At 44.0% G+C, this 10,353-nt stretch carries 11 protein-coding genes; 10 read left to right on the top strand and 1 reads right to left on the bottom strand.

All coding sequences use genetic code 11. From position 1 onward, the window contains the following. Positions 1-10 precede the first annotated feature (10 nt). On the bottom strand, positions 11-853 hold the full coding sequence (gene rnm, locus ACYFDN_RS06660) for an RNase RNM (RefSeq protein ID WP_483510465.1): 843 nt from the start codon (positions 851-853) through the stop codon (positions 11-13). A gap of 242 nt (positions 854-1,095) precedes the next feature. Between rnm and ACYFDN_RS06665 the strand changes: the two genes are divergently transcribed. From ACYFDN_RS06665 to galU, 10 genes are all read left to right on the top strand, one after another. Continuing rightward, positions 1,096-2,679 (top strand): anthranilate synthase component 1, encoded by a 1,584-nt coding sequence (locus ACYFDN_RS06665; protein ID WP_483510466.1) that lies wholly within the window; start codon positions 1,096-1,098, stop codon positions 2,677-2,679. Continuing rightward, positions 2,669-3,265, top strand: coding sequence for an aminodeoxychorismate/anthranilate synthase component II (locus ACYFDN_RS06670; RefSeq protein WP_016400691.1), 597 nt, complete (start codon positions 2,669-2,671; stop codon positions 3,263-3,265). Before ACYFDN_RS06665 ends, ACYFDN_RS06670 begins: the two co-directional genes overlap by 11 nt. After that, entirely contained in the window at positions 3,265-4,269 is a 1,005-nt protein-coding gene (gene trpD / locus ACYFDN_RS06675) for an anthranilate phosphoribosyltransferase (RefSeq protein ID WP_483510467.1), read from the top strand. Before ACYFDN_RS06670 ends, trpD begins: the two co-directional genes overlap by 1 nt. After that, on the top strand, positions 4,266-5,648 hold the full coding sequence (gene trpCF / locus ACYFDN_RS06680; protein WP_483510469.1) for a bifunctional indole-3-glycerol-phosphate synthase TrpC/phosphoribosylanthranilate isomerase TrpF: 1,383 nt from the start codon (positions 4,266-4,268) through the stop codon (positions 5,646-5,648). Before trpD ends, trpCF begins: the two co-directional genes overlap by 4 nt. Positions 5,649-5,699: 51 nt before the next feature. After that, entirely contained in the window at positions 5,700-6,890 is a 1,191-nt protein-coding gene (trpB, locus tag ACYFDN_RS06685; RefSeq protein WP_016400694.1) for a tryptophan synthase subunit beta, read from the top strand. Further along, a complete protein-coding gene (gene trpA / locus ACYFDN_RS06690) occupies positions 6,890-7,696 on the top strand; it encodes a tryptophan synthase subunit alpha (protein ID WP_483510471.1) in 807 nt (268 codons plus the stop codon). Before trpB ends, trpA begins: the two co-directional genes overlap by 1 nt. A gap of 70 nt (positions 7,697-7,766) precedes the next feature. Continuing rightward, positions 7,767-8,327 carry a septation protein A gene (locus ACYFDN_RS06695; protein ID WP_406608960.1) on the top strand — a complete coding sequence of 187 codons (561 nt, stop codon included), beginning with the start codon at positions 7,767-7,769 and terminating at the stop codon, positions 8,325-8,327. 4 nt (positions 8,328-8,331) lie between these two features. Then, entirely contained in the window at positions 8,332-8,631 is a 300-nt protein-coding gene (locus tag ACYFDN_RS06700) for a YciI family protein (RefSeq protein WP_152785989.1), read from the top strand. Between the two features lie 124 nt (positions 8,632-8,755). Next, on the top strand, positions 8,756-9,028 hold the full coding sequence (locus tag ACYFDN_RS06705) for a ComEA family DNA-binding protein (protein ID WP_472590613.1): 273 nt from the start codon (positions 8,756-8,758) through the stop codon (positions 9,026-9,028). A 169-nt stretch (positions 9,029-9,197) separates the two neighbouring features. After that, positions 9,198-10,094: a UTP--glucose-1-phosphate uridylyltransferase GalU gene (gene galU / locus ACYFDN_RS06710; RefSeq protein ID WP_483510472.1), complete on the top strand. Its 897-nt coding sequence runs from the start codon at positions 9,198-9,200 to the stop codon at positions 10,092-10,094. Positions 10,095-10,353 lie beyond the last annotated feature (259 nt).

Raw genomic sequence — 10,353 nt, forward strand, 5'->3', positions numbered from 1 at the left:
ATTAATGGGCCTAGCGATTGGATTCAGGAGAGAAGCCAGGCCACAACTGCCAAATAGCTTGGCACTTTTCTGGTAATTGTAAGCCTCTACCTAATTCACGCCAAGGAGAGGGATGATGAAAATCAGAGCCTTGAGAAGCACGTAATCCATTTTGTTCGGCTAAATCGGCTAGCCACAGTAATTGGTCTTTAGACATTTGCGGCATTGCCACTTCTACGCCGTCGCCGCCCAATTCGGCAAACTCGGCCAACAACTTACGCACCCATTTATTCGACAAATCGTAATGAGTTGGGTGAGCCAATACAGCAACACCGCCAGCATGATGAATAATGTCTATTGCATCGCCCATACTCATCCAATTATTAGGCACATAACCGGTATTGCCACGGCTTAAATACTTATCAAATACTTTATTAAAGTTAGCTGCTATACCACGTTCCACCAATACCTTGGCAAAGTGAGAACGGGTAATCGGGGCATTGCCCGCCAATTGTTTCGCATCACTGTAAACATCATGGATACCGGCTTTTGCTAAACGGCGGCTCATTTCTTGAGCGCGAACTTCTCGCTTGTCTCGTTGCTCAGCTAAGTGTCTTTGTAATTCTGTAGACGTCACGTCAATATTCAAGCCTACAATATGAATATCAAAAGCATGCCAAGCAGTAGAGATTTCAGTGCCAGTGATAATTTGCACATGCTTCGCATTAGCTTTTGCTTCTGCAATGCCAGCTGTGGTGTCGTGGTCGGTAATAGCCAACACGTCGACTTGCATGTTTTCGGCACGCATTACTATTTCAGTTGGGCTTAAGCCACCATCCGAGGCAGTAGTATGGCAATGCAAATCAAATCGCATTAAATTTCCTAAATTTTTTCTTGACTTGGTGATGTCATTTACAGTTAACTTAGTCTATCAAAATGACTAGGAATAAGCATGACAACTTTTCTTCTTACCAACAAATCTTGGTGGTGGCGCACTCCGAAATAAACGGGTGTGAGTTGTTGTATTTCCAATACATTGAACAGAACAACAAAAAGCCCGCTTAATGCGGGCTTTTTTTATATTTGCGCTACGGCCTTAACGAGGAGTAACGAACCATGAGTAATCACCCTAGGGTGCAGCTAAGCAACAACTTAATTGATGCTAGCTACGTGCTTGACCCACTAAGTTTATATCAAGAGCTTTGCAAAGAGAGTCAACACAATGTTTTGCTAGAATCTTGCGAAATAGACAGCAAAGAAAACCTTCAAAGTTTAATTTTGGCCGATGCAGCCTTAAAGATCACTTGTAAAGGTCGTCAAGTGACGTTTACTGCGGTATCACTCAATGGTGAAGCGGTTATCTCGGCGGTTGTAGAACACAGTGACAACAGCTTAATCACCGAACATAGTGCAACTCAACTGGTGTTAGATTACCCACTCCCAGCCGCTAATTTAGATGAAGATTCTCGTTTAAAAGCGAGCTCTCCTGTTGATGCCTTACGGTTGATAACTACACTATACGGTGAGCTAGCCTCTCATGATAAAGGCGTTTTTATCGGCGGTGTATTTGCCTATGATTTCATCGCCAGCTTTGAGCAACTACAAGACGTCGCCGAAAGCACCAACATTTGCCCCGACTACCAGTTCTACCTCGCCGAAACATTGCTACTAATAGACCACCAAGAACAAGTAACTCACTTAATTGGCTCGGTATATAACGAAGGTGAGCAAGCTAGAATAAATCAGCGTTTAGCCCACTTAGTAGAATTATGTGAGCATAAAAATCACCAACAGGCACAGCCAGATTTTAGTGATTACCAAGGGAAGATTGAAGCTGACATTAGCGACCGAGACTTCTGCCAGAATGTAGAAACAATGAAAGACTACATTCGCCAAGGTGACATTTTTCAAGTGGTTCCATCTCGCAGTTTTAAACTCTCTTGCCCTGATAGCCTCGCCGCTTATCGCGAATTAAAAATTACCAACCCAAGCCCTTACATGTTCTACCTGCAAGACAGTGAATTTGTATTGTTTGGCGCCTCTCCTGAGAGTGCAATTAAATACTCCTCTGATAGCCGAGATGTAGAAATTTACCCGATTGCCGGCACGCGTAAACGCGGCTTTAACGCCGATGGTTCGATTAACCAAGATTTAGACGGCCGCTTAGAGCTAGAGCTACGCCTAGATAAAAAAGAAACCGCAGAACATATTATGTTGGTTGATTTAGCCCGCAATGATGTCGCTCGCATCAGTGAGCCTGGCACTCGCCATGTAGCTGATTTACTAAAAGTAGATCGCTACAGCCATGTTATGCATTTAGTGTCGCGCGTGGTAGGTACCTTACGTAATGACCTAGACGCACTTCACGCTTACCAAGCTTGCATGAACATGGGCACCCTTGTTGGCGCACCAAAAATTCGTGCTTCAGAGTTAATTCGCCAAGTAGAACAGCAGCGCCGTGGCAGTTATGGTGGCGCAGTTGGTTACCTTGCAGGTAACGGCGACATGGATAGCTGTATCGTTATTCGTTCTGCTTTTGTTAAAGATAAGGTCGCGCATGTTCAAGCTGGAGCTGGTGTGGTGTATGATTCACAGCCTCAAGCCGAAGCCGATGAAACTCGCAACAAAGCAGCTGCGGTGCTAAATGCCATTGCCCGCGCTCACGGTTCTACTTTGAAGGATGTTAGTGATGACGCATAGTGTATTTTTGTTAGACAACTTTGACTCGTTCACTTATAACCTTGTTGATCAGTTTCGTAGTCAAGGCTTAGAGGTTAGCATTTACCGTAACCACTTAAGCGCTAAAGAGATCAAGCAACATATTGATAATAGCCCTACTCCGCCAGTATTGGTTTTGTCACCAGGCCCTGGTAACCCACAGCAAGCGGGCTGTATGTTAGAGCTTATCGATTTATGTAAAGGCGAAGTACCTATTATTGGTATCTGCCTTGGCCACCAAGCACTAGTAGAAAGCTACGGTGGTGTGGTGGGTAAAGCCGATGAAATTGTTCATGGTAAATCGTCGGCGATTGAGCACGACAACCGGCTTATGTTTGAAGGTTTAAGCAATCCTCTGCCAGTAGCGCGCTACCACTCGTTAGTAGCCACTACAATGCCAGATGGGGTTGTAGTGAATGCTCATTATCAAAACATGCCAATGGCGATAATCAACGAACAAGACAAGATTGTTGGGTTTCAATTCCACCCCGAATCCATTTTAACCAGCGAAGGGGCAACACTATTAGCCCGCAGCCTAGACTGGGCCACCCAAAAGGAGCAAGCGTAATGCAGGCTATTTTAGAGCAGCTATATCAAGGAAAAGACTTAAGCATTGAACAAGCACAGCAGGTGTTTAGTCAGGTGATTCAGGGTGAAGTTGAGCCTATCGTTTTATCTTCATTGCTAACCGCACTAAAGATTAAGGGTGAACAACCCCAAGAAATTGCTGGAGCAGCCAAGGCTCTATTAGCGAATGCGGCCCCTTTTCCAAGCCCCGATTATGATTTTGCGGATATTGTTGGCACCGGCGGTGATGGCCACAACACCATTAATATCTCAACCACTTCTGCGTTTGTTGCAGCAAGTTTAGGGGTTAAGGTAGCCAAGCATGGTAACCGCAGTGTATCAAGTAAGTCAGGCTCTTCAGATCTATTGGCCGCTTTGGGAATCAACATTCAAATGACCCCAGATACCGCACGCAAATGTTTAGACGAGTTAGGTCTGTGCTTTTTGTTTGCACCGCAATATCACGCCGGTGTACGCCACGCCATGCCGGTGCGCCAAACCTTAAAAACCCGCACCATATTTAATGTACTAGGTCCGCTAATTAACCCAGCTCATCCAAGTATGGAAGTGATGGGCGTTTATGACCCCGCGCTCATTTCGCCCATTGCGCATACCTTGCAACAATTAGGTATGAAAAAAGCCATGGTGGTTCACGGTGCAGGCTTAGACGAAGTAGCCATTCATGGTGAAACTCAAATTGCGGAGATTAACGGCGACAAGATTACCGAATATAGCTTAACCCCTTCTGATTTTGGTGTTGAGCAAGCCGATCTAGATGCCATTAAAGGTGGCACACCTGAAGAAAACAAAGCCATCACTTTACAGTTATTACAAGGCACCGCGACACCAGCCCAACAAGCAGCTGTTGCAGTTAATGTTGCCTTGTTACTTAAGCTTGCAGGTAAAGCTGATGATGTTGCTCAAGGCGTTAAAATGGCCTTAGATGAAATGGCCTCTGGTCGTCCACTAACCCTAGCAAACCAATTGGCGGAGATGAGTCAGTGAGCCAAGCAGAAACAAAACAAGCCACCATTCTAGATAAAATCGTGGCTGACAAAGAAATTTGGTTAGCAGAGCGTATGCAAAGCCAAGCACTAGCAAGCTTTATAGATCAGGTTGAGCCCACAGAGCGCAGTTTTTATGATGCGCTATCAGGCTCTCCCGCTAAGTTTATTCTTGAATGTAAAAAGGCTTCTCCATCTAAAGGCTTGATTCGCCCAGAGTTCGACTTAGACCTGATTGCCGGCGTATATAAAAACTATGCTGCGGCCATTTCGGTGCTTACTGATACTAAATACTTTCAAGGTGAGTTTGACTATGTAACTCAGGTTAGAGAGCAAGTTGATCAACCAGTGTTATGTAAAGACTTCTTCATTGACGAGTACCAAATCTATCTAGCCCGTTACCATAAGGCCGATGCCATCTTGCTGATGTTATCGGTTCTCGATGACAACGAGTATCGCTTGCTGGCTGAGTTAGCCCACAAGCTAAATATGGGCGTACTGACTGAAGTAAGTAACCAACAAGAGCTTGAGCGCGCTATTGCTCTAAATGCCAAAGTTATAGGTATTAACAATCGTAACTTGCGTGACTTGTCGATTACCTTAGACAGAACACCGGAGCTGGCCAAACAAATCCCTGAAGATCGCATCATCATTTCAGAATCAGGCATTTATCAGCACCAACAAGTGCGTGAGCTAGCCAAATACGCCAACGGCTTTTTAGTCGGTAGCTCGCTAATGAGCCAAGATGATGTAGACATGGCTTGTCGTAAACTCATACTTGGTGAAAACAAAGTATGCGGCTTAACACGCGAGCAAGATGTTAAAACGATTTATCAAGCGGGCGCAGTATACGGCGGATTAATTTTCGCCGAAAAATCGCCGCGCTGCGTAAACCTAGCGCAAGCAGAAATACTCAGTCAAGCGGCACCACTTAATTTTGTGGGTGTATTTGTAAATAGCTCGGTTGAAGAAGTAGCCAATATTGCCAATCAACTTAAACTTCATGCAGTGCAATTGCATGGTGATGAAGACGAGCAATTCATCGAGCAGCTAAAAGAAAAACTTAACAGCAGCCTTGTATGGAAAGCGCTTGGCGTGAGTGAGGCATTACCAAAAGCGCCAAGCAACGCAGACAAAATATTATTTGATAGCAAAGTCGCCGGCCAATGCGGTGGTACTGGGCAAACCTTCGATTGGCAACTGTTAGGTGAGCACAGTCATGGTGCGATGCTAGCAGGCGGCATAAGCCCAAGTAACATTCAAGATGCACTAGCCTACGCCGCTGCAGGCTTAGATTTAAACTCCGGTGTAGAACAAGCGCCAGGGGTAAAAGACCCAGCAAAAATTAATGCTGCGTTTGAACAGATTAGACAGTACTAGTCTCAAACAGATTAGTAAGCGTTAACCATTTTTAACGAATAAGAGTCAACAATGAGTAAATTAAATTCATATTTCGGCGAGTTTGGCGGGCAGTTTGTTCCACAAATTTTAGTGCCAGCGCTTGATCAACTAGAACAAGCCTTTATTGACGCCCAAGAAGACCCTAGCTTTATCGAAGAGTTCAACGGGCTATTAAGCGAATACGCTGGCAGACCAACACCTCTAACTTTGTGCCGCAATTTAACTGCGGGTACTAAAACCAAAATTTACCTAAAGCGTGAAGACTTATTACATGGTGGTGCACACAAAACCAACCAAGTTTTAGGCCAAGCCCTATTAGCCAAGCGAATGGGTAAGAAAGAAATTATTGCTGAAACCGGTGCTGGTCAACATGGCGTAGCTACCGCCTTAGCGTGTGCGTTACTTGGTCTAAAGTGCCGTGTTTACATGGGCGCAATTGACTGTGAACGCCAAAAGCCTAATGTTTTCAGAATGAAGCTAATGGGTGCAGAAGTGATTCCAGTGCACAGCGGCTCCTCTACCCTAAAAGACGCCTGTAACGAAGCCTTACGCGACTGGGCAGCCAGTTACGACAGCGCTCACTACTTGTTAGGTACGGCAGCAGGCCCTCACCCATTCCCAACTATTGTTCGTGAATTCCAGAAAATGATTGGCGAAGAAGCTAAACAGCAGATTCTTGAGACCGAAGGTCGCTTACCTGATGCGGTAATTGCATGTGTTGGCGGTGGCTCTAACGCAATCGGCATGTTTGCTGACTTCATCAAAGAAGAAGATGTAAAACTAATTGGCGTAGAACCAGCAGGTAAAGGTATTGATACCGACCAACATGGCGCTCCACTTAAACATGGCCGCAAAGGCATGTTCTTTGGGATGCATTCGTTATTGATGCAAGACCAAAATGGTCAAATTGAAGAGTCTTATTCAATTTCAGCGGGTTTAGATTTTCCATCAGTAGGCCCGCAGCATGCTTATTTGAATTCAATCGGCAGAGCAGATTATGAATCAGCTACCGATGAAGAAGCCTTGGACGCATTCCAAACCCTAGCTGAGAGTGAAGGTATTATTCCCGCTCTAGAGTCTGCTCACGCGCTGGCTTACGCGCTAAAACTCGCTAAGCAAGATAAAGACAAAGAACAGATATTGTTGGTAAACCTATCGGGGCGTGGCGACAAAGACATCTTTACTGTAGCCGAAATATTCGAGCAAAGAGGAAGCTTATAATGACGCAACGTTACGCTAAACTATTTGAACGTCTAACAAGCGAAAAACAAGGCGCTTTTGTTCCCTTTGTAACACTTGGCGATCCCGATTTAGAGCAATCTCTAGCCATTGTTGATGCCTTAGTTGAAGGTGGTGCCGATGCTTTAGAGCTGGGTATCCCTTTCTCTGATCCAGTAGCTGATGGCCCTACCATTCAAGGAGCTAACGTTCGCGCATTAGCGGCTGATGTTACCCCTCCTAAATGTTTAGAAATGCTAAGTGCTATTCGTGAAAAACATCCAGGGGTACCTATTGGTCTGTTGTTATACGCTAACCTGGTATATTCAACCGGTATTGATTCTTTCTACCAAAAACTGGCAGCGGCAGGCGTAGACTCGGTGCTAGTTGCAGATGTACCTATTCGTGAGTCTGCGCCTTTTAGAGAAGCAGCTGATAAACATGGCTTGCAAAGCATCTTTATTGCGCCACCAAACGCCGATGAAGCTACATTGGCTAAAGTTGCTGAGTATGGACAAGGTTATACCTACCTTGTTAGCCGAGCAGGCGTTACCGGTACAGAAACCAAAGCAGGCGCGCCAGTGGGAGAGTTGTTAAATAAACTTAAGCAACATAATGCGCCGCCAGCCTTACTGGGTTTTGGTATTGCTACTCCTCAACAGGTGAAAGAAACCATTGAAGCTGGCGCAGCAGGTGCAATATCAGGTTCAGCTGTAGTTAAGATCATCGAAAGCAACCTTGATGACAAAGCGCAAATGCTTGTAACACTCAAGCAATTTGCCAGTGACATGAAAGCGGCTACCGTTTAGTTAAAGATCTTGCTACTATCAAAAGCCGCTTTTTAGCGGCTTTTTTATTAACAGCTTACGCTGAGGAACTATGAAACAATTTTTCGAGTTTATCCCTTTAGTTATTTTTTTGGCAGCCTATTACTTAAAAGACATATATGCTGCAACTCTTGCGTTAATGATATCAACTGCGGTCTTATTGCTAATTTCATATATTAAAAACAAAAAAGTTGAGAAAATGCATCTCATCTCCTTTGTTCTTATATTGGTTTTTGGTGGCTTAACTCTTATCCTGCGCGACGATAACTTTATTAAATGGAAACCTACCGTTATTAACTGGATCTTTGGTTTAGTGCTGTTAGTGAGTCAGTTTGCATTTGGTAACCCACTGATCAAAAAGATGCTGGGCAAAGAAATGACCTTACCTGATAATGTTTGGTCAAAAGTGAATGTATCATGGGCACTTTTTTTCATCGCTTGTGGAACACTAAACCTCTATATTGCATTCAGTTTCTCAGAAGAATTTTGGGTTAATTTTAAGGTGTTTGGCCTACTCGGCTTAACCTTAGTGTTTACAGTAGGCACTGTCGTTTACTTATACAAACACTTACCTAAAGAACAAAAAGAATCACTCACAGAGAAAAAGGATTAATAGTATGTGGTATGTAATCTATGCTGAAGATGTGGCTAATAGTTTAGATAAACGCAAACAAGCGCGACCAGCTCACTTAGAGCGTTTAAACGCTTTACTCAACGAAGGGCGATTATTAGTTGCCGGCCCAATGCCAGCTATTGATGCTGATGACCCAGCAGAAGCAGGCTTCACAGGCTCTACAGTAATAGCAGAGTTTTCAAGCTTAGAAGATGCAAAAGCCTGGGCAGATGCAGACCCTTATGTGGCTGCAGGCGTGTATGCAAAGGTAAGTGTAAAGCCCTTCAAAAAAGTACTTCCTTAATCTAATTGGGCGAGCTATCGCCCATTTGTCATTTTAGTGTCACAATTTAGCCCAAATGAGTGATTCGCATATAAAACATATCCTCTACTGTTATTTATGGTTTTATCAAAAAGGAGAATAAACCATGAAATTACTTAAGCTGGCACTGGTGCTCGTATTTAGTTTAATCAATATACAATCAGCCTTAGCTAATGAAAATTTAACACCAATCAACTTAAATACTGCCAGCGCAGAACAACTAGATTCTTTAAAAGGCGTAGGTGAGTCGAAATCAACAGCAATTGTTCAGTACCGCCAGCAACATGGTAACTTCAAGAACATTGAACAAATTGTGCTAGTGCCAGGCATTGGTGAAAAGATTTACCTCGATAACAAAGACCGAATCTACGTAGACTAAGTTACCCACCTAGCATCGTCCGTAGGTCGCTACCACCGCGAGGGCGATGGCTTCTCCACTTCAAAAAATTATCACAGGGATATCTATTCGCTAATATCTCAATTTAAAATGTCATTTTGGCGTGTTACAGTGCACGGGCATTTAACCTTACTTTTTCAAGAGACTGAAAATGACCCAACAAGTACGAAAAGCGGTACTACCGGTAGCAGGACTAGGAACAAGAATGCTACCCGCAACCAAGGCCATTCCTAAAGAGATGTTACCCATCGTAGACAAGCCGCTAATTCAATATGTTGTTCAAGAAGCTATATCTGCAGGCATTAAAGAGATCATTTTAGTAACCCACTCTAGTAAGAACTCAATAGAAAACCATTTTGACACCAGCTTCGAACTAGAAGCTACATTAGAGAAACGGGTAAAGCGTCAATTGCTTAATGAAGTGCGTTCTATTTGTCCCAAAGACGTTACCATCATGCATGTACGACAAGGTGTTGCCAAAGGTCTAGGGCACGCAATTCTATGTGCTCACCCTCTTATTGGCGACGAGCCTTTTGCCGTACTTCTCCCAGATGTAGTGCTGGATGATTCAACCTCAGACCTTCGCACTGAAAACTTGGCAGACATGGTGGCGAAGTTTAACCAAACAGGCTCTAGCCAAGTAATGGTTGAAGCAGTAGCTCAGGAAGATGTTAGCAAGTTTGGTATTGTAGACATCAACGGCAGCGAGCTTAAACCCGGAAATTCAACAGACATGGTAGGTTCTGTAGAAAAACCCGCTATTGAGGATGCCCCTTCTAATCTTGCTGTCGTGGGCCGTTATGTATTATCAGCTAAAATCTGGAAAGAGCTCGCAAGAACCCCTCCAGGGGCTGGAGATGAGATTCAGTTAACAGATGCCATCGCTAGTTTAATGAAAAAAGAAACTACTCAGGCTTACTACATGGTTGGTAAAAGCCATGACTGCGGTAGTAAGTTTGGCTATATGAAAGCCATCGTCGAATTTGGCTTACGCCACCCAGAACTAAGAGACCGATTCAAGAAATACTTGTCTGAGCTGAAGCTCTAGTAAATCTGCAATCACTTTCTCGATTAAAAAAGCCTGTTTAACAAACAGGCTTTTTTAATCGACAACCACCTAATTGATAGAAATATTTTTCCACTTAAGCGGGCTAGCTTTGCTAAGAAACACGCCAAGCGTAATCACTGGTCAACCTTGTATGTGCAGGAAGGCGATGTTTGTGATGCGCTAGGTTAGCGCTTTTGATGAATCTATAGAGGATTGAGCGTTTGGTTTGTGGGTGAGACTAAATCGCAGGCAATAAAAA

The sequence above is a fragment of the Agarivorans sp. D1326 genome, assembly GCF_056958115.1.

What these genes read in the sequence shown, in the direction of transcription:
- ACYFDN_RS06705 (WP_472590613.1), top strand. Translation starts at nt 8,756, where the DNA reads ATGAAATTACTTAAGCTGGCACTGGTGCTCGTATTTAGTTTAATCAAT.
- ACYFDN_RS06700 (WP_152785989.1), top strand. Translation starts at nt 8,332, where the DNA reads ATGTGGTATGTAATCTATGCTGAAGATGTGGCTAATAGTTTAGATAAA.
- ACYFDN_RS06695 (WP_406608960.1), top strand. Translation starts at nt 7,767, where the DNA reads ATGAAACAATTTTTCGAGTTTATCCCTTTAGTTATTTTTTTGGCAGCC.
- rnm (WP_483510465.1), bottom strand. Translation starts at nt 853, where the DNA reads ATGCGATTTGATTTGCATTGCCATACTACTGCCTCGGATGGTGGCTTA.
- ACYFDN_RS06670 (WP_016400691.1), top strand. Translation starts at nt 2,669, where the DNA reads ATGACGCATAGTGTATTTTTGTTAGACAACTTTGACTCGTTCACTTAT.
- trpD (WP_483510467.1), top strand. Translation starts at nt 3,265, where the DNA reads ATGCAGGCTATTTTAGAGCAGCTATATCAAGGAAAAGACTTAAGCATT.
- trpB (WP_016400694.1), top strand. Translation starts at nt 5,700, where the DNA reads ATGAGTAAATTAAATTCATATTTCGGCGAGTTTGGCGGGCAGTTTGTT.
- galU (WP_483510472.1), top strand. Translation starts at nt 9,198, where the DNA reads ATGACCCAACAAGTACGAAAAGCGGTACTACCGGTAGCAGGACTAGGA.
- ACYFDN_RS06665 (WP_483510466.1), top strand. Translation starts at nt 1,096, where the DNA reads ATGAGTAATCACCCTAGGGTGCAGCTAAGCAACAACTTAATTGATGCT.
- trpA (WP_483510471.1), top strand. Translation starts at nt 6,890, where the DNA reads ATGACGCAACGTTACGCTAAACTATTTGAACGTCTAACAAGCGAAAAA.